This is a genomic window from Streptomyces sp. NPDC127038 (assembly GCF_042725875.1).
Lineage (GTDB): Bacteria > Actinomycetota > Actinomycetes > Streptomycetales > Streptomycetaceae > Streptomyces.
In genome coordinates, this window is record NZ_JBHXDQ010000049.1 from 19039 (window position 1) to 39363 (window position 20325).

Annotated in this window: 23 protein-coding genes and 2 pseudogenes; 12 read left to right on the forward strand and 13 right to left on the reverse strand. The window is 70.8% G+C overall.

All coding sequences use genetic code 11. From position 1 onward, the window contains the following. Nucleotides 1–64: 64 nt before the first annotated feature. Nucleotides 65–580, reverse strand: coding sequence for a hypothetical protein (locus ACFWI4_RS28385; protein WP_385393382.1), 516 nt, complete (start codon nucleotides 578–580; stop codon nucleotides 65–67). 183 nt (nucleotides 581–763) lie between these two features. On the opposite strand from ACFWI4_RS28385, the gene ACFWI4_RS28390 reads away from it, so the two are divergent. Continuing rightward, nucleotides 764–1183 carry a VOC family protein gene (locus ACFWI4_RS28390; protein WP_385393380.1) on the forward strand — a complete coding sequence of 140 codons (420 nt, stop codon included), beginning with the start codon at nucleotides 764–766 and terminating at the stop codon, nucleotides 1181–1183. A 68-nt stretch (nucleotides 1184–1251) separates the two neighbouring features. Here ACFWI4_RS28390 and ACFWI4_RS28395 read toward each other — a convergent pair whose 3' ends face one another. Both ACFWI4_RS28395 and ACFWI4_RS28400 read right to left on the reverse strand, forming a co-directional pair. Next, nucleotides 1252–1956: a HEAT repeat domain-containing protein gene (locus ACFWI4_RS28395; protein WP_387201647.1), complete on the reverse strand. Its 705-nt coding sequence runs from the start codon at nucleotides 1954–1956 to the stop codon at nucleotides 1252–1254. 87 nt (nucleotides 1957–2043) lie between these two features. Next, nucleotides 2044–2628 (reverse strand): helix-turn-helix domain-containing protein, encoded by a 585-nt coding sequence (locus ACFWI4_RS28400; RefSeq protein ID WP_387201650.1) that lies wholly within the window; start codon nucleotides 2626–2628, stop codon nucleotides 2044–2046. Between the two features lie 114 nt (nucleotides 2629–2742). Between ACFWI4_RS28400 and ACFWI4_RS28405 the strand changes: the two genes are divergently transcribed. From ACFWI4_RS28405 to ACFWI4_RS28420, 4 genes and pseudogenes are all read left to right on the forward strand, one after another. Next, the gene (locus ACFWI4_RS28405; protein WP_387201653.1) at nucleotides 2743–3579 is read left to right on the forward strand and encodes an EamA family transporter; all 837 of its coding nucleotides are present in this window, start codon (nucleotides 2743–2745) and stop codon (nucleotides 3577–3579) included. Nucleotides 3580–3621: 42 nt separating this feature from the next. Further along, a pseudogene (locus tag ACFWI4_RS28410) lies at nucleotides 3622–3693 on the forward strand (hypothetical protein); the annotation flags it as partial. Between the two features lie 23 nt (nucleotides 3694–3716). Then, nucleotides 3717–4364 (forward strand): FMN-binding negative transcriptional regulator, encoded by a 648-nt coding sequence (locus ACFWI4_RS28415; RefSeq protein ID WP_387201656.1) that lies wholly within the window; start codon nucleotides 3717–3719, stop codon nucleotides 4362–4364. 64 nt (nucleotides 4365–4428) lie between these two features. Continuing rightward, nucleotides 4429–5133 (forward strand): B3/4 domain-containing protein, encoded by a 705-nt coding sequence (locus ACFWI4_RS28420; protein ID WP_387201659.1) that lies wholly within the window; start codon nucleotides 4429–4431, stop codon nucleotides 5131–5133. Nucleotides 5134–5171: 38 nt separating this feature from the next. Here ACFWI4_RS28420 and ACFWI4_RS28425 read toward each other — a convergent pair whose 3' ends face one another. The 3 genes from ACFWI4_RS28425 to ACFWI4_RS28435 form a co-directional block, all read right to left on the reverse strand. Next, a complete protein-coding gene (locus ACFWI4_RS28425; RefSeq protein WP_387201662.1) occupies nucleotides 5172–5357 on the reverse strand; it encodes a hypothetical protein in 186 nt (61 codons plus the stop codon). A 289-nt stretch (nucleotides 5358–5646) separates the two neighbouring features. Beyond that, nucleotides 5647–6351, reverse strand: a complete 705-nt coding sequence (locus ACFWI4_RS28430; RefSeq protein WP_387201665.1) for a Clp protease N-terminal domain-containing protein — start codon at nucleotides 6349–6351, stop codon at nucleotides 5647–5649. Nucleotides 6352–6438: 87 nt separating this feature from the next. Beyond that, nucleotides 6439–7455, reverse strand: coding sequence for an RNA polymerase subunit sigma-70 (locus tag ACFWI4_RS28435; RefSeq protein ID WP_387201668.1), 1017 nt, complete (start codon nucleotides 7453–7455; stop codon nucleotides 6439–6441). Nucleotides 7456–7615: 160 nt separating this feature from the next. Between ACFWI4_RS28435 and ACFWI4_RS28440 the strand changes: the two genes are divergently transcribed. Beyond that, nucleotides 7616–8194: a dihydrofolate reductase family protein gene (locus ACFWI4_RS28440; protein ID WP_387201671.1), complete on the forward strand. Its 579-nt coding sequence runs from the start codon at nucleotides 7616–7618 to the stop codon at nucleotides 8192–8194. 14 nt (nucleotides 8195–8208) lie between these two features. Here the strand turns inward: ACFWI4_RS28440 and ACFWI4_RS28445 are convergent, their stop codons facing one another. Further along, a complete protein-coding gene (locus ACFWI4_RS28445; RefSeq protein ID WP_387201674.1) occupies nucleotides 8209–8541 on the reverse strand; it encodes an ANTAR domain-containing protein in 333 nt (110 codons plus the stop codon). 188 nt (nucleotides 8542–8729) lie between these two features. Here ACFWI4_RS28445 and ACFWI4_RS28450 point away from each other — a divergent pair, with 188 nt between their 5' ends. After that, nucleotides 8730–9587, forward strand: a complete 858-nt coding sequence (locus ACFWI4_RS28450) for a hypothetical protein (RefSeq protein ID WP_387201677.1) — start codon at nucleotides 8730–8732, stop codon at nucleotides 9585–9587. 35 nt (nucleotides 9588–9622) lie between these two features. Here the strand turns inward: ACFWI4_RS28450 and ACFWI4_RS28455 are convergent, their stop codons facing one another. Next, nucleotides 9623–10540, reverse strand: coding sequence for a LysR family transcriptional regulator (locus tag ACFWI4_RS28455; protein WP_387201680.1), 918 nt, complete (start codon nucleotides 10538–10540; stop codon nucleotides 9623–9625). 281 nt (nucleotides 10541–10821) lie between these two features. Here ACFWI4_RS28455 and ACFWI4_RS28460 point away from each other — a divergent pair, with 281 nt between their 5' ends. Next, on the forward strand, nucleotides 10822–11526 hold the full coding sequence (locus tag ACFWI4_RS28460) for a type 1 glutamine amidotransferase domain-containing protein (RefSeq protein WP_387201683.1): 705 nt from the start codon (nucleotides 10822–10824) through the stop codon (nucleotides 11524–11526). A 113-nt stretch (nucleotides 11527–11639) separates the two neighbouring features. Here the strand turns inward: ACFWI4_RS28460 and ACFWI4_RS28465 are convergent, their stop codons facing one another. From ACFWI4_RS28465 to ACFWI4_RS28475, 3 genes are all read right to left on the reverse strand, one after another. Then, nucleotides 11640–12584, reverse strand: coding sequence for an MBL fold metallo-hydrolase (locus ACFWI4_RS28465; RefSeq protein ID WP_387201686.1), 945 nt, complete (start codon nucleotides 12582–12584; stop codon nucleotides 11640–11642). After that, entirely contained in the window at nucleotides 12581–13372 is a 792-nt protein-coding gene (locus tag ACFWI4_RS28470; protein ID WP_387201773.1) for a class II aldolase/adducin family protein, read from the reverse strand. The genes ACFWI4_RS28465 and ACFWI4_RS28470 overlap by 4 nt, the downstream gene beginning before the upstream one ends. Before the next feature lie 72 nt (nucleotides 13373–13444). Then, complete coding sequence (locus tag ACFWI4_RS28475; RefSeq protein ID WP_387201689.1) at nucleotides 13445–15103, reverse strand: FAD-dependent monooxygenase; 1659 nt, start codon at nucleotides 15101–15103, stop codon at nucleotides 13445–13447. Nucleotides 15104–15255: 152 nt separating this feature from the next. Between ACFWI4_RS28475 and ACFWI4_RS28480 the strand changes: the two genes are divergently transcribed. Further along, a complete protein-coding gene (locus tag ACFWI4_RS28480) occupies nucleotides 15256–15834 on the forward strand; it encodes a TetR/AcrR family transcriptional regulator (RefSeq protein WP_387201692.1) in 579 nt (192 codons plus the stop codon). 175 nt (nucleotides 15835–16009) lie between these two features. On the opposite strand, the gene ACFWI4_RS28485 is transcribed toward ACFWI4_RS28480, so the two are convergent. After that, nucleotides 16010–16603 (reverse strand): TetR/AcrR family transcriptional regulator, encoded by a 594-nt coding sequence (locus tag ACFWI4_RS28485; protein WP_387201695.1) that lies wholly within the window; start codon nucleotides 16601–16603, stop codon nucleotides 16010–16012. Between the two features lie 149 nt (nucleotides 16604–16752). Here ACFWI4_RS28485 and ACFWI4_RS28490 point away from each other — a divergent pair, with 149 nt between their 5' ends. The 3 genes from ACFWI4_RS28490 to ACFWI4_RS28500 all read left to right on the forward strand — a co-directional run bounded on the left by ACFWI4_RS28490 (nucleotide 16753) and on the right by ACFWI4_RS28500 (nucleotide 19035). Further along, nucleotides 16753–17382: an NAD(P)-dependent oxidoreductase gene (locus tag ACFWI4_RS28490; RefSeq protein WP_387201698.1), complete on the forward strand. Its 630-nt coding sequence runs from the start codon at nucleotides 16753–16755 to the stop codon at nucleotides 17380–17382. Between the two features lie 146 nt (nucleotides 17383–17528). Further along, nucleotides 17529–18314, forward strand: a complete 786-nt coding sequence (locus ACFWI4_RS28495; RefSeq protein ID WP_387201701.1) for an MBL fold metallo-hydrolase — start codon at nucleotides 17529–17531, stop codon at nucleotides 18312–18314. Nucleotides 18315–18477: 163 nt separating this feature from the next. Continuing rightward, complete coding sequence (locus ACFWI4_RS28500) at nucleotides 18478–19035, forward strand: hypothetical protein (protein WP_387201704.1); 558 nt, start codon at nucleotides 18478–18480, stop codon at nucleotides 19033–19035. A gap of 155 nt (nucleotides 19036–19190) precedes the next feature. Here ACFWI4_RS28500 and ACFWI4_RS28505 read toward each other — a convergent pair. Further along, nucleotides 19191–20316 (reverse strand): annotated as a pseudogene (locus ACFWI4_RS28505) (ABC transporter substrate-binding protein). Nucleotides 20317–20325 lie beyond the last annotated feature (9 nt).

Genomic DNA, 20325 nt, shown 5'->3' on the forward strand with positions numbered 1-20325 from the left:
ACGGCCTGTCCGGAGTCGCCGGGCGCCTCGGCCATGTAGGTGCTCCCGCGCTACGGGCGCGGGATCAGTGACAGGTGTTGGTGTGGCTGAAGTCCACGACCACGCGCTCGGGGCTGTGGAGCTTGGAGACCTTGTACGTGGGCTTGGTCTGGAAGGCGGTTCCGAAGGAGACGACTCCTTCGAAGTCACCGGTCAGCGCCAGGCCCTTGAGCTTGGTCAGGTTGATCTTCACCAGGCGGGGACCGTGGTAGACGGACGTGCCCGCGCTGTTGTGAGCGACCGCGGGGGACAGCCTGATGGCCAGGAAGTACTTGCCCGCGAGCGGGACCTTCTTCCCGGACGGATCGTAGTGAAGGCTGCTGACCCGGCTCACGGCGACGGACGGGGCGCCGCCCTGGACGTCGATGACGAGCCGGTCGTAGGTGCAGTGGCCGCCCCAGCGGGCGTTGACGACTCGCGCGGGTGTCGTGGGCGACGCGGCCGCCTTCGACTGGGTGACCGCGGAGGCGGGGATCGTGGCGCCGACGGCGGTGAGCACGACGCCGGCGACTAGGGCTGCGCGGGATGAGTGATGGTGCATGACGCCCCCAGAGGCTCCTGGTGAAGGGGACAGACTATTTCACTGGGGGAGACATGTCCGGAGTTCAAATGGTTGCAGTGGTCCGTCCACGGTCCCGTGCGCGCCGTCGGGCCCGGATACCCGGCCGGTGCTCGCGCCGGGGCTAGGGTGCACTTCCGACGAACCGTCACGAAAGGATCTCCCGTGGGCTCTCGCCTCAACCCCTACATCAGCTTCGCCGGTGACGCCAGGCAGGCCTTGACCTTCTACCAGGAGGTCTTCGGCGGTGAACTGGCGATCCACGAGTTCGGTTCCTTCGGTTCCGAGGCGCCTCCCGGATTCGCGGACAAGGTCATGCACGGCGCGCTGGAGGCCCCCAACGGCTTCGCGCTCATGGGCGCCGACGTCCCGCCGGGGATGGAGCGCCGGGAGGGCAACAACTTCGCCGTGAGTCTGAGCGGCGAGGACGCCGGGGAGCTGAGCGGCTACTGGGCCAAGCTGTCCGCCGGGGGCGAGGTGTCCGTCCCGCTGGAGAAGCAGATGTGGGGAGACACCTTCGGCATGTGCACGGACCGGTTCGGCGTCCAGTGGATGGTCAACATCGCGGGAACGCCGTCGGCCTGACGGATCCGGCCCCGCGGAAGCCGCCCGGCACGAACCGCAAGGCCGCGCCGGGCGGCGGGCCGCCTCCTCTACGCCGGGTCCCTCGGGTTGTCGGACGCGACCAGGCCTGCGGCGTACGAGGGGTCACCGCCCGCCCTCTCCAGCAGCCCCTCCACGCTGTAGCAGGACGCCCCTGTCGAGGCGCCGAGGCCGAGAAGGGTGCCGGGGGCGAAGCGCTCCATGTACACCGAGGCGTCCAGGTCGGGGCGGATCTCGTCCAGCGCGCGGAGCAGTTCCCGGGCGAAGGCGTCCAGCCGGGCCTTCCGCACGGGGTCGCAGGCGTCGAGGGCGGCGGTGACGCCGACGTCGTCGGGGTCGTACTCCAGCAGAGTCGGCATCAGCTCGGGGGCGCCCATGATCTGCGCCGCCGCGAAGGTCAGGGTCCGCGCGCCCTCGGGGTCCGCCAGCAGGTGCGCCAGCAGCGGGACGGCGCGCGGGTCGCGTCGCCGGGCGAGGCCGCGGATGCCTTCCTCACGGACTTCCGCGCTTTCGTCGGTCGTCCTCTCCCAGAGCGCGTCCCGGATCGCGGGGCTGTCGGCGTCGGCCTGGAAGCCCAGCGTGAAGGTCGCCTCGTCGCGGACCTGCGGATCCCGGTCGCGGGTCAGCGCGATGAGAGCACGGATGCCCGGTCCGTCCGGCGTGCCGGTGACGGCCCCGGCGAAGGAACCGGCCACACTCCGGCGGGCTCCGTCGTCGGGGTGCCCGGCCGCTTCGGCCACGTCGTCCGTCTCCATCCGGGCATTCTGGCGCACGACCCGCGAATGGCGCTCGGCAGTTTTCACCGTCAGCCCGTTCCGACGCGTCCGTCAGCCGGAACGGGCTCAGGCCGTGGAGCCGGGGCCGGGCGGGATGTGGACCGTCATGATCAGGTGACAGGTCCCGACGCCCGAACCGCGGTAGGTGTGGGGGGCGTCGGCGTCGAACGTGGCCGTCCGGCCGGCTTCCACCGTGTGTTCCGTGCCGTCGACGACGAGAACCATCCGCCCCGCGGTGACACTGACGGTCTCCACGACACCAGCCTGATGCGGATGACTCGGGTACTCCTCGCCCGGCTCCAGGGTCCAGCGCCAGACCTCGACCGGGGCCGGCCCCGCGGTGGTCAGCATGAGCCGCGCCTCCCCGCCCTTCTCCCCCACCCACAAAGGCGTGACCGCATCGGCGGCCACCACCCGGACCCGCCCTTCGGCCGGTCCCTCCATCAGCGCGGACACCGAGACGCCCAGGGTGTCGGCGAGACGGACCAGCGTGGCGAAGTTGGGGTTCCCCTGGGCCTTCTCCAGCCCGACCAGGGCGCCCTTGCTGACCTTGGCGCGGCGGCCGAGCTCGTCCAGGGACAGCCCCGCGCGGGTACGGGCGGCCCTGACGTTGTGCGCGAGCGTCCGCAGCGCCGCTTCGGTCTCGGCCATCGCTCTCCCCTCCCCACGGGGTCATTGCACTGAACCTCACGGTCGTTCGGTTGACGACCTACGGTCGGTGCGTTGTACGGTGCAGTCGTTCCATTGATAGTAAGGGATGTACCCGTGATAGCTCTGCTGCTGGCCCTGGGCAGCTCCCTCGCCTACGGTTGCGCCGACTTCCTCGGCGGCCTGGGCGCCCGCAAGGCCCACGTCCTGCGTACGGTGATGATCGCCGCGCCCGCTTCGTTCGCCGTCGAGCTGCTGCTGTGGCCCTTCCTCGGCGCCTCCTTCGCCCCGGCGACCCTCGCGTGGGGCGCGGCGTCCGGGGTCGCGTCCGCCGCCGCGTTCGCCCTGCTGTACCGCACGCTCGCGATCGGTCCGATGAACGTCCTCTCGCCCGTGACGGCACTGGTCTCGGCCGTGCTGCCGGTCGGCGTCGCCCTGATGGAGGGGGAGCGGCCGGGCCCGGCCGGGCTGATCGGTCTGCCGCTGGCACTGGCGGCGGTGGTCCTGGTCAGCGCCGGAGGGGGCGCCGGTACCGCGCGCCCGTCGCGCACCGCGCTGCTGACGGCCTTCGGCGCCGGGGCGGCCATCGCCCTCCAGCTGGTCTTTCTGCACCAGGCTCCGGCGGGCAGCGGCGTCGGACCGCTGATCGTCGGACGGGCCGTGTCCACCGCCGTCACCCTCGCCGCGGCGGGGGTGATGTACCGCAGACTGGGTCCGGAGAGGCCCGCGTACGCGATGTCGGCGACGGCCGGAGTGCTGGACTCGGTGGCCAATCTGCTGTTCCTGTGCGCCGTCCGCGGTGGTGACCTCGCGGTCGTCGCCGTGATCACCGCCCTGTATCCGGCCGGCACGGTGATGCTGGCCCGTGGGGTGCTGGCGGAGCGGATCCACCGCGGGCAGCTGATCGGACTGGGTACCGCCGCTGTGGCCGTGAGCCTCCTCGCCCTCACCTGACCCCGCGCACCCGTACGCCCCTTCCCCCGCCTCCCGCACACAGGCCCCCACTCCCCCTCCAACCCCCTCGCCCTCGCCCTCGCCCTCGCCCTCGCCCTCGCCCTCGCCCTCGCCCTCGCCCGGAAGGATCGATCCCCATGTTCATCCAGCCCTGGGACGCCGCTCTCGACGACTCCGAATGGCGGACCTGGATCGCGGACGGCCACGACTTCGGCCTGCTCAGCGTCAACGGCCCGCCCGGACAGCCGCCCGCCGTCGTGCCCACCCACTTCACCGTCGACGGCACCCGCCTGCTGATCCACCTCGCCCGCCCCAACCCCGTCTGGACCGCGATCGAGACCGACCCGCACGTCACGTTCACCGTCATCGGCGACTACGCGTTCATCCCGGGCCCCTGGCGCGCCAAGCCCGGCGTCCCGTCCACGGACGGCGTGCCGACCAGCTACTACGCGGCCGTCCAGTTCACCTGCACGGCGACCGTCATCGACGAGCCCGAGGCGAAGGCGGAACTGCTGCGCCGCCAGCTGGCCCACTTCCAGCCGGAGGGCGACCACGCCCCCGTGGAGACCGACGAGCTCCCGTACGGGCGGATGCTGCCCGGCATCCGCGGCCTGCGCCTGGACGTCACCGACGTCCGCGCGAAGTTCAAGTACGACGATCACAAGCCCGTCGAACAGCGGGCCGACACCGCCCGCCGGCTCACCGAGCGCGGCACGGGCCTCGACACACCCACCGCGGCCCAGCAGTTGCGCCGCCTGGACCGCGTCGGCCCCTGGAAACCCTGACCTCCGCCGTCCCCCGCCACCGGCGCTCCCCCTCGACCGCCCCCTCCCCGGAAACGGACCTCGGATGACCACCTTCCGCATCACCCCGGCCGTCGCCGCCGCGTTCCCCGACGCCCTCGTCGTGGTCGTCACCGCCACCGGCCTGCGCGGCCACGAACCCTGGCCGGCCACCGTCACCGCGCTGGACGACCTGGAACAGCGGCTCACCGAAGCGACCTGGCTGCCCGCCGACGAGACCGATCCGCGCATCGAGGCATGGCACACCGCGTACCGCGCCTTCGGCACCAACCCGCGCCGGATCCGACCCAGCGTCGACGCCCTCGGCCGTCGCCTCACCAAGAAGGGCACCCTGCCGCGGATCAACCCGGCCGTGGACTCGTACAACGCCGTGTCGGTCCGCCACGGTCTGCCCGCGGGCGCCTTCGACCTGGACCACGTGACCGGTGACGTCGAGATCCGTCACGCCGACGGCGGTGAGACCTTCACGCCGCTCGGCGAACCCGGCACCGTCGAGAACCCCCGCCCCGGTGAGGTCGTCTACGCGGACACCACGGACGTCCTCACCCGGCACTGGAACCACCGCGACGCCCATCGCACCCGCGTCACCCGGGAGTCCACCCGTGTCGCCTTCATCCTCGAAACCGTCCAGGCCACCCGCGACGCCCGGCTCCTCAGGACCGCGGCCGACGAACTGCGCGAACTGCTCGACCCGCACGCGGACCACACGACGGTGGACTATCTCGGTCCAGGTGCCGACGCCGACGCCTGAAACGGACCCCCGTCGCCCTCAGCCGGACCCGCTTCGGGTCACAGGGCCGGTTCGGGCAGCTCTCCGGGCTTGACCACGACGACCTCGACACGGGTGCACCCGACCGCTTCCAGCGCACGCCGGCGCCGCGTGGCGGAACGCTTGTCGTAGCGTCCGGCGGAAGCCTGGGGCGCACCGTCCGGGTCCGTCCACGTCAGGCTGTAGCGGCGTTTCGCGGTCGACATGAAGCCGTCCTCTCTGGCGCCGGCGCGGTGCGCGTTCCGCCCCGGCCGGTTTCATGGTCCATACGATGCAGCAGCTTCACATGCTCCGGTCCGGACCGGAAGGACCAAAAGGTGTGGCGGAGGTCATCGCTTGAAAACGGGAGCAGGCGGCCGCTTCCGGGCAGGGGGCCGCGCTCCGGCGTACGCCGACGGGCCTCCGCGGACCGCACCACCTCCACCCGCAAGGCGGGTTTCGGCGTGGACACCGCCCGGGACGTGGGGGCGCCGCCGGTGCTCGGAACGGCTCGCGTCAGTTCTCGCCGCCGCCGGACTTCCGTTCGGCGGCCAAGGTCCTGACGGTGTCGCGCAGTTCGTCCGGCGTGAAGCCGAGGCAGCGCAGCACCCGCCCGGCCGTGCTCTCCTCGGCGTGGATGAGACCCAGCAGCATGTGCTCGGTGCCGACCCAGTCGTGACCGAGGCCGGCCGAGGCGCGGTGGGCCTGCTCGATGGCCTCCTTGCTCTCCGGGCGGAAGGGGATATGACCTCGTAGCGCCTTCGCCCCCGCCGGCGGCATGGCGGCCTCGACCGCCTCGCGGACGCTCCGCTCCGACCCGCCCTTCGCCGTCAGCACCTCGTGGGCCAGCCCCTGCGGTTCGCCGAGCAGGCCGAGCAGGAGGTGTCCGGTGCCGATGAAGTCGTGCTTGTGCGTCCGCGCGGATTCCTGTGCCAGCACGATGCTGTGCCGGTTCAGATGGGTGAAGCGCTCGAACGCGGCGGGCGCGTGGCGCTGCTGGGCCGCCTGCTTGGAGACCCCGATGGCGTCGCCGATCTGGGTCCAGGACGCGCCGGTCCGCTTGGCGTTGCTGACGTAGTGGTCGATGAGCTGGTCACCGAGATCGGACAGCGTCTGCGCGCGAAGCCGCGCCTCGCTGATGCGTGCCAGTTCGTCTGCTTCGGGAAGCTCCTCGTCGAGACGGGCGATCAGGTCGGCGAGGCTGATGTCGAGTGGACTCATGCGTCAATCTTAAGTTGACGACCGAGGAGCGTCAACTTGTAATTGACGATTTCTTCCCGGGTGCGGCTCCGGCCGCGACCCGCTCGGTCATCCCCGGCTGGGAAGCGTCCGAGGCAGTCCGAACCACGGGAGCACGCTGTTGTCGAAGCGGGTCAGTGCGGAGATGCGGCTGTCGGTGAGGGTGAGGACGTAGAGGCCGACTCCGTGGCTGATGCCGCTGGGGCCGCGCAGGTAGGCGCCGAAGGCCGGCTGGGCATTGGCGCGGGACGGGACCAGGTCGAACCTGCGCCCGGCGTCGAACAGGCCCGCGCAGAAGCGGGCCACGACGTCCCGGCCCTGGTACTCGAAGGGCATCGGCGGCATCGACATGAAGACGTCGTCGGTCAGCAGCGCCACCAGCGCGTCGACATCGGCGGCCTCCCACGCACGGACGAACCTGCCCACGATCGCGTCCTCCGCGGGTGAGCCCGCTACCGGCGGCCCGGGTTCACCGGCGCCGGCCCCGGACCGGTGGCGCCGCAGACCGGCGCGCGCCCGCTTCAGGGCGCTGTCGACCGAGTCGACGGTGGAGTCCAGCATGCCCGCCGCCTCACTCGCCCTGAACCCTAGGACGTCACGCAGGACGAGGACAGCGAGCTGGCGCGGCGGCAGCGCCTGGAGCGCGGTCACGAAGGCCAGCGAAACGGATTCGGCCTGTTCGTAGCGGGCCTCCGGGCCGAGCGGAACGTCAGCCGCGTCCTCCAGGAGGTCACCGGGCAACGGCTGAAGCCATACGATCTCGCCGAGCCGGGTCGGCTCGGGCGGTTCGACCCCTGGCACGTCCCACTCCTTGGCCGGGCGCCGGGCGGCCGCACGGCGTGCGTCGAGACAGCGATGGGTGGCGATCCGGTAGAGCCAGGTGCGCAGCGAGGCGCGTCCCTCGAAGCCACCGAGGCTCTGCCAGGCGGACAACAAGGTGTTCTGCAGAGCGTCCTCCGCGTCCTCGAACGATCCGAGCATGCGGTAGCAGTGCACCTTCAGCTCCCTGAGGTGCGGCTCGGTCAGCTCCCGGAACGCGTCACCGTCCCCGGCACGCGCTCTGTCGATCAGGTCGGCTGCCGCCATCGTCACCGTCTCCCTCTGTCCGCCGTTCGCCGCGTTTCCATCCTGTACAGGCGCCGCCCGGAAGGAGAACCGGGCGCTCTCCGCGCGCCCGGTTTCCGTGACTCGGGGCGCCTGTACCCGTGTGACCGGCGAAGGACGCCGGTGCGAGGAGGGATCGGTCATGGGAAAGATCGTGATGAGCGGACCGCAGAACGTGTCGCTGGACGGTGTGGTCCAGGACCCGGACGGCGAGGAGGGCTTCGAGCGGGGCGGCTGGTTCACCCGGTTCGGGGGCGCCGATCTGGCCGAGTGGAGCAGGATCGCGCTCGACGAGGCGCTGCGCGCCGAGGCCTGGCTGCTGGGACGCAGGAGCTACGAGTTCTTCGGCACCCGGTGGCAGCCCCGCACCGGCGACCTCGCGGACCGGCTGAACAGCCTGCCCAAGTACGTCGTGTCCTCGTCCCTCGAAGAACCCGGCTGGACCAATTCGACGGTCCTCCGGGGTGACCCGGTCACCGAGGTCTCGAAGCTGAAGCGGGAACTGGACGGAGAGATCGTCGTGCCCGCCAGTCATCGGCTCGGCCGTACGCTGATCGAGCACGACCTCGTCGACGAGGTGCGGCTGGTGGTGTTCCCGGTCGTGCTCGGGACCGGCGAGCGGTTCTTCGACGAGACCTGCGGCGGGAAGCCGCTGCGCCTGGTGGAGTCCAGGACCATCGGTGAGAGTCTGGCCTTCCTCACCTACGCGTTCGTCCACTGAGTTCGGCCCGGACATCAGTCCCGCGGAGCTTCGGGTATCTGGGCGGGGCCGTGGCGGTCGAGGGCGTCCTCCAGTTCGGCACGCACGTCGTGAGGGATCTCGCCGTCGCGTCCCCAGACCAGAATCAGCTCGGCGACGTTGCGGAGCTTGATGTTGGTGTGCTGGGAGACGTCCTTCAGCACGGCCCAGCCCTGGTCCGGGGACACCCGGCCGAGCGCGACGACCATCCCGATGGCCTGGTCCACGACCGCGTGGGACGTGACGGCCTCCTTGAGCTGCTGCACCTCCGCCTCCAGCTCGAAGACACGGTCGCCGTCGTCGTTCGATCCGCTGGATCCCGGTCCCATGCGTCCATCCTCCTCCGGTGCCACGGACCCTTCGCCACGAGCTCGCCCCGACAAGGACATTTCTGCTGAACCGGCCCTTAAAATGGCCTCGTTGACTGCTACCCGCCTGCCCGCGTCTCAGCTCCGCATTCCGCCGTCCGATCGCGTTCCGCCGTCCGACCGCACTTTCCACGATCAAGGAGCACAGGATGCAGGATCGGCCCGACGACGTCCCCACGCAGACCTCGGCCCAGCCGCCGGCTCCCGCCGGCCCCACGGTTCCCCCCGCCCCGGCACCGAACCCGTTCCCGACTCAGGCCTCCGCCTCGACCGCGACCTCGTCGGCCGGCTACGGGCCACCTCCCGGCTATGTCCCCGGCCAGCCGTATCCGTACGGGCAGGCGCCGGGATTTCCCCCACACTCCGGCGGAAAAGGCAACGCGGGACGGGCGGTGCTGTGGGCGACGGTCGGCGCCGTGGCCGCCTCCGCGTTATGGGCCGGAGGAATCCTCGTCCTCGGCCCGTTGGGCGGCAGACCCGATCTCGCCGGGTATCAGGCCAAGGCCAACCTCTGTCCCTCGGTCGACTACACGGCCCTGAGGACCGAGTACACCGTGGAGGACACCGCGCCCACGCACAACTCGCTCAAGGACAAGGCGCTCGACCAGAGCTACTGCAGCATCTCCCTGAAGACGTCGGCCAGTTCCTCGTACGCCGACGCGTATCTCTCGGTGGAGATGGACCTGCACAGGACGACCGACCCGTCCCCCGAATTCACGGCGGTGTGGTCCGCGTACGACCAGCGGTACGAGGGGTACGACGTGGAGAAGGTGTCCGGACTCGGCGACGAGGCCTACCTCGTGAGCGAGGACACCACGTCCGGTACGGGAACCAGCGGCAGCCGGGCGGTGACGCTCGCGGTGCGCGACGGCTGGACGACGTACCAGATGAGCTGGAGCACCTACTCGTCCTCGTACGCCACGACCACCCCGCCCGAGATCAGCGAGGTGTCGCGCTGGGTGAAGACCGACACCCGGTCGACCTTGGAGAACCTCCGGTCCGGCTGACCGCAGGACGGTGAACCCGCCCCCGGACTCGGGGATCAGAGGCTCTGCCATTCCCGTGCCGCCCGGGCCAGGTGTTCCCACACGGCCGCGACGGCCGAGCTCGCCGGTGTGTCACGGCGCGACGCCAGATACAGGGTGTTCAGCGGCTCGACCACCGGCCGGTGCATCCGGACCACCTCACCCGCGGCCAGTGCGGGAGCCGCGAGATAGCGGGGCAGTACGGAGATGCCCATGCCCGCCGCCACCGCGGCCAGCACGGCACGCAGGTCCGGTACGACGACGGCGACCTGGTTGGGCGGCCGTCGCCCGAACTCGCTGCGCCAGTAACGCCTGAGGATCGGGAGGTCGGTCGCGTAGGCCACCAGGGGCATGTGGGACAGCGCGGCAACGGGGTCGGCGGCCAGCCGCTCACGGTCCACGGCGTGCGCCAGCGCCGGCGGCCCCACCAGCAGGAACTCCTCGTCCACCAGCGGCGTCACCGACAGCTCGTCCTGCTGGGGGCGGACGGCGGAGACCACGAGGTCGAGCCGTGCCGCCGTGAGCGCGTCGAGCAGTTCCCCGGCCAGGCCCAGCGTCACCCGGATCCGGAGTCCCCGGGCCGAGAGCGGCGCCAGCGCGGGCAGCACCTGGAGGGACATCAGCTCGGCCGCTCCCCCGATGTGGACCGTGCCCTGGAGCATGGGTTCCTCGTCCGACGGAGCCAATGCGGTACGCAGCCCGTCGACATGCAGGCCGACACGGGCGGCCAGTGCCACCGCCCGTGGTGTGGGCCGGGCACCTCTGCTCGACCGGACGAACAGCGGCTCGCCCAGCTGTTCCTCGAGCCGGGCCAGTTGCCCGGTGACCGCCGGCTGGCTCACACCCAGCCGCGCGGCCGCCGCCGACAGCGAACCGGTGCGGTAGATCTCCAGGAACGTCGCCAGCAGGTCCAGGCCGGGCAAGGACACCTCCATCCATCACAGAGCTTATGGATTGCTCCGATCGTTCTCATTCTAGTGATGGCCTCACCGGTACGCGCGTGATCGCCGGACGTACGGCACCCCGTGCACATCCCCGCCGAACGGGCCACCCCTTCTCCATAACCCTTCTTATGGCGCGGCAGAGGTGGCAGGGCATTTCCGTGATGAATCCTGGGGTTGTTCCGAGCACGGCGGTACCGCGGTCCGCAGTCCCCGGCCGGCAGCCGCGGGCACCGATTTCCCCAGTCGTCCTACCGATGAGAGCAGGCATTCCGATGTCGAAGATCCTGATGATCGTCTCCGCCGCCGACCAGCTGGTCCTGGCCGACGGATCCACCCACCCGACCGGCTTCTGGGCGGAGGAGGTCGCCGCCTCCCACAAGGTGCTGCGCGCCGCGGGCGCCCAGGTGGACTTCGCGACCCCCGGCGCCGTCCGGCCGACGGTCGACGCGCTCAGCCTCGACGCGCGCGGCGGTGTCTCCGAGACCGACGCCGAGGAGTTCCGCGCCTACCTGGACGGCATCGCGGACGAACTCGCCGCCCCGCTGTCCCTGGCGGACGTGCGGCTGAGCGACTACGACGCGCTCTACCTGCCGGGTGGTCACGCGCCGATGGCCGACCTCGCCGAGGACCCGGCGCTCGGCCGCCTGCTGAACGAGGCCGACGCCGAGGGCACCGTCGTCGCCGCGCTGTGCCACGGCGTCGCCGCACTCCTCAGCGCCACGGCCCCGGACGGCACCTTCACGTTCGCGGGCCGCGCCCTCACGGCCTTCGCCGACGAGGAGGAGCGCCAGGGAGGTCTGGGCGACAACACCCCGTTCTTCCTGGAGAGCGTGCTGCGCGAGCGCGGTGCGGTGGTCGAGACGGGTGCGCCGTGGAGCAGCACGGTCGTCGTGGACGGCAATCTGGTCACCGGGCAGAACCCCCAGTCCAGCACCGCCACGGCCGAGGCCACCCTGAAGACCCTGGCCGCCCGCTGAGCCGTACGGGCCACTGACGACGAGTCGGCGGAGCCGCGGGGGTGTGCACCACCTCCACGGCTCCGCCGATTCGCCGTCGATGGCGTGAGGTTCGGTGCGTCGGTACCCGGACGTCAGGATCCCGTTCGTTCGAGCGGGGCGACCGGTTCCCACAAAGTCGGCAGGAGTACCGTCCGGTCGTCGCGCCTTCCCTGTTCGAACACGAAGTCCATGGCCGGCACCACATCGTCCATCAGGAGCGGCTGTGCCTGGAGCGGGCCGTCCAGCAGGGGCGTCATGAAATCGTCCCAGTGGATCGGGAAGACCGTCCTCGCGCCGGTGGCCCGCACCACTTCGTGCCAATAGGCCGTTCGGAACCGCTCGTCCTGCTTTCCCAGCATCCCGATCCCGAGATAGACGGCGTCGGCGGAGTGGGCGGCGAGCTTCTCGGGGATGAAGTTCGCGCTGGCCTGCACCAGGATGGTGCCGCTCACGTGCCTGACGAGGAGCGTGTAGCAGGTTCCGGTCCGCCACGCCCCGTACGGAGCGGGAGGGACCACGGGCTGCTCGATCTCTCCGGGTACGAGGTCTCCCGGACAATGGACGCTCTCCACGAACGTGATCTCAAGGTCCCCGAACGTCATCGACTCACCGTCGTGGACCGTGCGCAGCAGGTTCTCCGGCAGACCGTAGCCTCGGCCGATGTTCGCCGTCGATCGGGAACCGATCAGCGGTGCCTGGAACTTCGCGGCGATGACCGGGGAGTCGAAGGCATGGTCGTAGTGCGAGTGCACGCAGATGACGGCATCCAGGGAAGTGACGCCCGCACGGTGCAGACAGGCGTCGATGACGGCCGGGTCCGGGGCGATGGGCCCGGCGAGCACCTCTTCCAGGGACGGCCGGGAGAAGAAGCCGTCGATCATCACCGAGGTATCGCCGGCTCGTATCAGCATGCTGGAGGTTCCGAAGAAGGCCACGGTCGGCTCGTTCGGCTCCGGGGTCGTCCAACGCCCGTTCGCTCTGGGGTAGGCGCTGAGGGACGGTCGCTGAGACGCTGCGGTCACGTCAGGGGCCGTCACTGGAAGATGTCCGGGTGGTCGGTGCTGATCCGCTCCCAGATGGGCTGGAACTGGAACCAGCCGGCCAGCTCACCGCCGACCTGCCCGCGGGTCACCTCCGCCTCGGAATGCCGGATCTGTAGGGGCTTGGTGCCCAGTCCTGCCGCGGCAGCGTAGGCCGTCAACTGGGACTGGGCCGTTCGCTCCAGCGTCAGGAACCACCACGCGGCACTGTCCACGGACCGGCCCACGGTCAGCATGCCGTGGTTGCGCAGAATCACTGCCTTGTGCTGTCCCAGTGCGCGGCCGATCCGCTTGCCTTCCTCGGGGTCGACCACGACGCCGGTGTAGTCGTCGAAGACGCCGACGTCCTCGTAGAACGCGCAGGCGTCCTGCGTCAGCGGTTCGATGGTCATCTCCAGCGAGGAGAGCGTCTTGCCCATCGGACCGTGGGCGTGCGCGGCGGCCAGCACGTCCGGGCGGGCGGCATGGACCGCGCAGTGGATCGCGACCGCGGCGCCGTTGACGGCCCGTTCGCCCTCGACGACCTCTCCCGCCTCGTCCACCCGTACCAGGTCACTGCTCTTGATCATGCTGAAGTGCATGCCGAAGGGGTTCACCCAGAAGGTGTCCGGTTCTTCGGGGTCGCGGACGGTGATGTGCCCGGCCACGCCCTCGTCGAGCCCTGCCTTGCTGAACATGCGGAACGCCGCGGCGAGTTTGGCCTTGCGGTGCGCCCGTTCCTGTTGGGGCGTCTCGAAGACCGGCGGTGTGGCGACCTTCAGGTGCCTGCCGGCGACGAGGTCCATGTTCCGCTCCTGCGTGCTGCTCACGGGATCTCCTCGGTGGAAGGGGAAGGAGGGGGTGCGCCTGTCCGGACGTCAGGCGAGGATCTGGCTGATTGCCTTGCGGAGGTCACCGGCGTCGGCCGGTCCGCTCGGGCTGCGCCAGGCGATGTATCCGTCCGGGCGGACGAGGACCGCGCCGTCGTCGTGCAGGCCGTAGGCCCGTACGAAGCCGCCGTGGTCGGTCAGGCCCGCGGCACCGATGCGGTAGCAGTCGATGGCGGTTCCGAAATGGCCGGCCGCTTCCGCAGCGGCGGTGCACCACGCCTGGCCGGCGGGGGCCGCGAGCAGGGTGAACGAGGTGCCGATGAGGTCGAGGGTGGAGAGCTCGGCATCGCCTCTGTTGAGCGGAACGTGCGGTGCACGGCAACCGGGAGTCGCGGTCTGGACGTAGTCGGCATAGGGGTCGGCGACTTCAGGCACCTGGGTGCCGTCGGCAACGACCGCCGTGGAGGCGTAGGCCGCGCCGAACTCGACGCCCAGATGGTTGCCGTAGCGGCGGGAGACCGTGACGACCTCCTCCGTGCTCAGGCCGCTGTCACCGCCGCCGGCGGCAGCCGCGAAGATGCGCTGGACATTGACGGAATTCTCCAGCGACTGGCTGGTGATGCGCCGGGAAACCTCACGGCGCTCCGTGTCGTAGGTCTCGACCAGGGGCCATTCCGCCTGTCCTCGCACGTAGTGGGCCAGCTTCCACATGGCGTTGTGCATGCCTTGAAGGCCCGTGTTGACGCCCAGCCCTCCGGTCGGGGGGAACTGGTGAGCGGCATCCCCGCACAGCAGCACACGACCCTGGACGAGACGTTCGGCAACGGTCGCGTTGAGCTTCCACAGCCCGAGCGAGATGATGTCCGGCTCCAGGTCGTCGACGCCGACGGCGGCGCGGATCCACTCGCGGGCGCGGCTGTGGGTGAAGGTGTCGAGGGACCACTCCTCGGACTTGACGGTGATCTGGCAGAGCCAGCGCCCGGCGGCGTCGAGCGGTTGCAGCACTCCCGTCGCGTTCTCGTTGGAGACGAACAGGAGGACGCCTTTGCGGTCCCCGATGTGCCGTTCGATGTCGGCACGGAAGTAGCAGTTGACGATGTGATGCAGGTTCTTCGGGCCCTCGAGCCGGATCCCGAGCTGTTCCCGAAGTGGGCTTGCCGCACCGTCGGCCGCAATGAGTGCGACGCCGGTGAGGGTCTCCCGTGCCTGGGTCGCACGGTCCACCACGCGCAGTGCGACCTCGGTGTCGGAGGGGTCCGCCCCCTTGAGCAACTCGATGGCCTCGGTGCCGAAGCGGATGTCGACCAGTCCCGTCGCACGGGCGGCGTCCAGCAGGATCTCCTCGATGAGTTCCTGGGAGGACATCACGGGCTTCGCCGGGCTGATCCCTGGGCCAGGGCCTTCGAATCCCTTCGACTCGATCATGCCGAACTGCTCTCCCGTCACGGAGTGCAGGAAGCGGATCGGGCTCTTCCATCCATCGGGCGTGTCGATGCCCCTGAGCCGCCGATAGACGGCGTCACCCCAGCCCTTCGCGATCTCCATCGTGCGCGTGTTGAAGTTGCGTGTCTTCGGGTGCCGCGAAGTCGTCTCGTGCTTTTCGACCAGCACGGTGCGAACCCCGAAGCGCGCCAGTTCCAGCGCGGACGCGAGACCGACGGGCCCGCCGCCGACGACGATGACCTGCAACGCATTACGTTCAGTCATGCGATCCGCCTTTGAGAGGATGAGGGCCGGGAGACCCTCGGCATGCCGGAGGAAATCCACCCTCGCCTTAATGGAACATTTGTAACCGTAGGGAGGTGCGTCGCGTGGCGTCAAGAGGTGTGCGGCACGTCGGTGCGGATCAGGAAGGCCCGGTGGGCGCTCCCCGCATGCGCCCCGGCGGACGGAGCAGGGTGGTCACCGACCGGGTGCTGAGCGCCACGGCCGAACTCCTCGCCGCGGAGGGCTACGCCGCCCTCAACTTCCAGGACATCGCGAAGACCGCGGGCGTCAGCCGCACGACCATGTACCGGAGATGGCCGAACTGCGCCGCTCTCGCACTGGACGCCATCACAGCGGCCGTGACCGAGCGGATTCATGTTCCCGACACCGGAAGCCTCGCCACCGATCTGGCCGGACTGCTGCGCCAGATCGCCGACTTCATCACGTCCCCGCTCGGCACCGCGGCCCTGGCGGCCGGGCTCGAGATGGAATCGGCGGAAGGGCCTTCCGCCCGCACCACGTTCTGGACCCGCCGACTCGGCGAAGTGGCACCGATCTTCGAGCGCGCGCGGGCTCGTGGCGAGGTGTCCGACGGTTTCGACACCGAGGCGGCACTCGCCATGGCCGCCGGCGCCGTCTACTACCGCCTCCAGGTGACGGGCGGCGAGGTCGACGCACAGTGGATCGACCGCGTCGTGGGAATGCTCGATACGGGCCGATCACCCGCGTGACCCACAGGCCACACGCCTACGGGCAGCCCTTGGACGCATCGACGAACACCGCCGGCCCGGGCCACTCCTGAGCGGGACCGGTAATGCCCTGCGCGGCCCGCGGGTGCAGACTCTGCGCCGCCCGTTCAGACGGCCCGTCCGGCCCGGGGCGCGGACCGGTCGGACGTCACAACCCTCAGCGGCCGCTCACATCGGGCCACTCCCGCCGGTCGACGTCGAAGCCCGCGAGCATCAGGGCGAGCCAGCGTGCACGCGTCGAGGGGGCCGCGTCGACGGGAGCGGAGTGCAGCAGCAGGTAGACGTCGTCGACGGTGACGTCCGGATGCATGTCTCCGTCGCGCTGAGCCCGATCCACCAGACGCCGGCCCGCGGCGGCGGCGCGCTGCAACTGGTCGGCGCTGAATCTGCGGTCCTCGCTCAGGCGGTTCGCCGCGAGACGGAGTGCGTGATCCTCGGCGGCGGCGCTCACGTAGGCGGCCGCGAGCGCGCGGAACTCCTCCATCGCCGAGGTCCGCCCCTCCTCGACCCGCACCCACGCCGCCTCGGTGATGACCGCCAGACGTTCCAGGCCCCCCTCCAGCGCGGCGCTGATCAGGGCGGACTTGCTCGGGAAGTGGCGGTACAGGGTGCCGGCGGCCACACCGGCAGCCTCGGCGATCGCGTCGGTGGGCACATCAGCCCCGTGCAGGGTGATCAGCTCACGGGCGCTGTCCAGGATCTTGGCCCGGTTGCGCGCCGCGTCCGCCCGCAGCGTCCGATCCTGAGCCATCGCCTCACCTCTCTGTTCCGTCGGCCCCACTCTAGTCGCGATCCACCCGGGATTTGCCAAAACATGAGCGCGCGCTCACTATAGAAAATGAGCCAGCGCTCACCTTATGAGCGCCTCATCTGCCCGAGCACTTCTCGAAGCGAGGACCCATGCACATCACCCTTCTCGGCGCGACCGGCCCCACCGGACAGCAGGTCCTCACGCAGGCTCTGGAGAGCGGCCACACCATCACGGTTCTGGTCCGCGACCCCTCCCGCCTGCCCCAGCGCGACGACAGCCGCGTCACGGTGATCACCGGCGACGCCACCGTCGCCGGCGACGTCACGCGTGCCGTGGGACGCGGCCCCGTCATCTCCGCGCTCGGTCCGGGCAAGGACTTCAAGTCCACCCTGGCCACCCGCGCCGTCGCGGCCGTCCTTCCCTCGATGGCGGCGAGCGAGGCGAACCGCTTGGTCTGGCTGTCCGCCCTGGGCGCCGGCAGTTCGTCACAGCAGCAGTCCGTCATCCAAGGAGCAGCGTCCAAGATGCTGATGAGCCGGCTGATGGCGGACAAGGGTGTGGCGGACGACGACCTCGCCGCCAGTGACGTGGACTGCACCATCGCCCTGCCGGTGATGCTCACCAACGGACCGCGCACCGGCACCTACAAGACCTTCGACGCCGACACGCATGTCGGCCGGGTCGGCGGCAGGATCAGTCGGGCGGACGTGGCGGACTTCCTGCTCGCCGCGGCGACCGGGGAGCGTCCGGCACAGCGTCGAGTCATCCTGACCCACTAGGGAACTTCGGGCTTCGTAGCCTCCCTGCCGCAGCCGGCGACGCGAGGAACCGCATCGCCGTCAGGAACGACGCACCACCACGGCTCCGCAACCGATCCCCCTTCCCGTAGGGCTTGTCCGACTCCGCGCACATCAAGGACTCCTCTGTGAAAATCCATCACCTGAACTGCGGCACCATGCATCCCCCCGGCACCCACCTGGTGTGTCACGTCCTTCTCATCGAGACCGCGGGCAGCCTGGTACTCGTCGACTCCGGCTATGGACTCAAGGACATCGCCGACCCCAGGCGTCGGGTCGGACCCGCCCGACGCTTCGTCCGGCCCGTCTTCGACGCGGAGGAAACGGCGGCGCGGCAGGTCGAAAAGCTCGGGTTCAAGCGGGCCGACGTCCGTCACATCGTCCTCACGCACTTCGACTCGGACCACATCGGCGGTCTGGCCGACTTCCCCGATGCCCAGGTCCATGTCACTGCCGACGAGGCTCGCGGGGCCGTGCACTCCCCAACCTGGAGAGAGCGCATCCGCTACCAGCGGCCGCAATGGGAGCACGGCGTGAAGCTTGTCGAGCACCGTCCCGACGGTGAGCACTGGCGAGGGTTCGCCGCCGCACGTGAACTCGACGCGATCGCACCCGGCATCGCCCTGATCGCCCTTCCCGGACACACCCGGGGCCACGCCGCCGTCGCCGTCGACACGAGCGACGGGTGGCTGCTTCATACCGGGGACGCCTTCTACCACCGCGGCATCCTCGATCGGCGGCACCAGGTTCCGTACGCCCTGCGAAGCATGGAGACCCTCGTCGCGTTCGACCTCAAGAAAGTGCGCGCCAATCACGCGCGACTCGCTGAGCTGTACCGGCGCGGCGAACCCGACCTGGTCATCGTGAACGCCCACGATCCGGTCCTGTTCGAACAGGTCCGCGCCCGGGGCTGACGTGCCCTCACCGGGCAACTGTCGTCGGCCTCCACCGGCGTCGTTGAGCATCCACGTCGCCTGAAAGCCTCGCCGTCGGTCTCGGCCCGGACCCGGGTGAGACCTCGACCCTTCGCATCGGCTGGTGATCCGTTACGCTGCGGGCCGTCGATCGAAGGAAGACATGTTCAAGCGACTTGCGACAGCCGTGCTGACGGCCGCGCTCATAGCCGGGCTCGGCGCGTGCGGCCGCGATGCCGACGCGCCGGAGAACGGGCCGAACCACACGGCCGGCAGCGGCAACGGCAGCGGGAGCAGTGCCGGACAGTCCCGGCCGGACGCGGCCGCCACCGCCGACGCGAGCGTCTTCGGGCTGCTGGACGCGACGCGTCACCGCGCGGCCGTCACCACCCGGGCCACCCGGCCGCGCACGACGCAGAAGTGCACCACCGTCACGCGGCGGGTCAGGCACTCGACGAGCAGCGGCTCGGGCTCCAAGCGGCGCACCCGCACCTGGTACTCCACCGAGCACTCCAGGACCTGCAAGCGGGTCCGCAGCGGCACCGAGACCTACACGCGGGTCCTGCGGCCGGAGCGGTGGTGCGTCAGCCTCGACGACGCCGGCGGCAACGCGAAGCGGGACGACGTCTGGTACCAGGTCAACCGCACGACCTACGACACGGCCATCGGCACGGACCGGCACGCCCGCCTCCGCTTCACCCCCAAGCACGACGGCTGCTGACCCGCACCCCGGGCCCGCGCCCCGACGTACCGGGCCGCACCACGGCCGGCCGCCCACGCCAGGGTTGCCGGCCCGCGCGACGGCGAACGCGCGGATGCGGGCGGGGGCGCCGGAGTCGTAGTCGGTCTCCCTGTCGCCGCCCCCGGTCCTGCCCCTCAGCCGACGTGCAGGGTCCTGAAGCGATCGAGGTCCGCCGGGTCCCTGTCCGCGACCTGGACCGGTGGCCAGGCCCACTGCCGTACGCCTATGTCCGGCACCCGGGAGAACCGGATCCGCCCGCGCGTCCCCTCGACGTCGACGCCCGGCCATGCCTCGGCGATCCGCGCCCGGTCAGGGCCCTGGGAGCGCAGCACGTCGGCGAGGACCACGCCCGTGTCGTAGCCCTCGAAGGCGACGAAGGACGGCGCTCGGCCCAGCCGTCCGCGCAAGGCCCGCTCGACGCGCGCGCCCAGCGGGCTCAGCCGCTCCGGCAGGTAGCGCAGGAACGGGATCGCGGCCCCGTGTCCGCCCGACTGCCCGGCCCATTCGGTGAATTCGGGCTGCCCGGCCGGAGCGCCGATCATGATCTCGGACAGGCGCTCGTCGCCGCGGACCGCCTTGACGATCGACAGGGCCGGCTCGGGATGGCCGACCAGGAGGAGGAGTGCGGTCGCCCCGTGGGCGACGAGTTCGTCGCAGACGGTCGCGGGGGTGAGCTCGCGCATGTCGAGTTCGACGACGGAACCGCCGTGCGGGGCAAGGCAGTCGCGCAGGATGCCCGCGCCCGACGCCCAGTAGACACTCGGCTGGGCCGCAACGGCGATACGGGTGTGGCCCGCGCCGAGCAGGAAGTCCGCGTAGACCCTCCAGCCGTGGGACTGCGCGGGGGCGAGGCGCGCGACCCAGGGGGTCGGCTGCTCGGTGAGGGCGTCGAGGACCGCCGACGAGCAGAGGAACGGCACGCCGAGGGCGTCGGCCCTGGCGGCGACGGCCCGGGCGACGACGCTGTGGTACTCCCCCGCCAGGGCGGCGACGCCCAGACCTGCCAGTTCGTCCACCGCCGCCGCGGCCCTCCGGGGATCGGCCGCGGTGTCGCGGACCACGAGTTCGAGGGGCGTTCCGGCGATCCCGCCGTCGCGGTTGACCTCGCCGACGGCCAGCTCGAGTCCGGCGAGCAGATGCCGGCCCGCCTCGGCCCAGCCGGGCCTTGGTCAGCGGGACGAGCGCGCCGATGCGGACGGACGTTCCGTCGGTCCGCGGCCCCGCGGACGGCGGCACGGGCGGCGTCGGTGGCGTACTCATGTGTCGGCG

Coding starts and splice junctions, on each gene's coding strand:
- ACFWI4_RS28385 (WP_385393382.1), bottom strand. CDS start 580: ATGCACCATCACTCATCCCGCGCAGCCCTAGTCGCCGGCGTCGTGCTC.
- ACFWI4_RS28395 (WP_387201647.1), bottom strand. CDS start 1,956: ATGGAGACGGACGACGTGGCCGAAGCGGCCGGGCACCCCGACGACGGA.
- ACFWI4_RS28400 (WP_387201650.1), bottom strand. CDS start 2,628: ATGGCCGAGACCGAAGCGGCGCTGCGGACGCTCGCGCACAACGTCAGG.
- ACFWI4_RS28415 (WP_387201656.1), top strand. CDS start 3,717: ATGTTCATCCAGCCCTGGGACGCCGCTCTCGACGACTCCGAATGGCGG.
- ACFWI4_RS28420 (WP_387201659.1), top strand. CDS start 4,429: ATGACCACCTTCCGCATCACCCCGGCCGTCGCCGCCGCGTTCCCCGAC.
- ACFWI4_RS28425 (WP_387201662.1), bottom strand. CDS start 5,357: ATGTCGACCGCGAAACGCCGCTACAGCCTGACGTGGACGGACCCGGAC.
- ACFWI4_RS28430 (WP_387201665.1), bottom strand. CDS start 6,351: ATGAGTCCACTCGACATCAGCCTCGCCGACCTGATCGCCCGTCTCGAC.
- ACFWI4_RS28435 (WP_387201668.1), bottom strand. CDS start 7,455: ATGGCGGCAGCCGACCTGATCGACAGAGCGCGTGCCGGGGACGGTGAC.
- ACFWI4_RS28440 (WP_387201671.1), top strand. CDS start 7,616: ATGGGAAAGATCGTGATGAGCGGACCGCAGAACGTGTCGCTGGACGGT.
- ACFWI4_RS28445 (WP_387201674.1), bottom strand. CDS start 8,541: ATGGGACCGGGATCCAGCGGATCGAACGACGACGGCGACCGTGTCTTC.
- ACFWI4_RS28450 (WP_387201677.1), top strand. CDS start 8,730: ATGCAGGATCGGCCCGACGACGTCCCCACGCAGACCTCGGCCCAGCCG.
- ACFWI4_RS28455 (WP_387201680.1), bottom strand. CDS start 10,540: ATGGAGGTGTCCTTGCCCGGCCTGGACCTGCTGGCGACGTTCCTGGAG.
- ACFWI4_RS28460 (WP_387201683.1), top strand. CDS start 10,822: ATGTCGAAGATCCTGATGATCGTCTCCGCCGCCGACCAGCTGGTCCTG.
- ACFWI4_RS28470 (WP_387201773.1), bottom strand. CDS start 13,372: ATGGACCTCGTCGCCGGCAGGCACCTGAAGGTCGCCACACCGCCGGTC.
- ACFWI4_RS28475 (WP_387201689.1), bottom strand. CDS start 15,103: ATGACTGAACGTAATGCGTTGCAGGTCATCGTCGTCGGCGGCGGGCCC.
- ACFWI4_RS28485 (WP_387201695.1), bottom strand. CDS start 16,603: ATGGCTCAGGATCGGACGCTGCGGGCGGACGCGGCGCGCAACCGGGCC.
- ACFWI4_RS28490 (WP_387201698.1), top strand. CDS start 16,753: ATGCACATCACCCTTCTCGGCGCGACCGGCCCCACCGGACAGCAGGTC.
- ACFWI4_RS28500 (WP_387201704.1), top strand. CDS start 18,478: ATGTTCAAGCGACTTGCGACAGCCGTGCTGACGGCCGCGCTCATAGCC.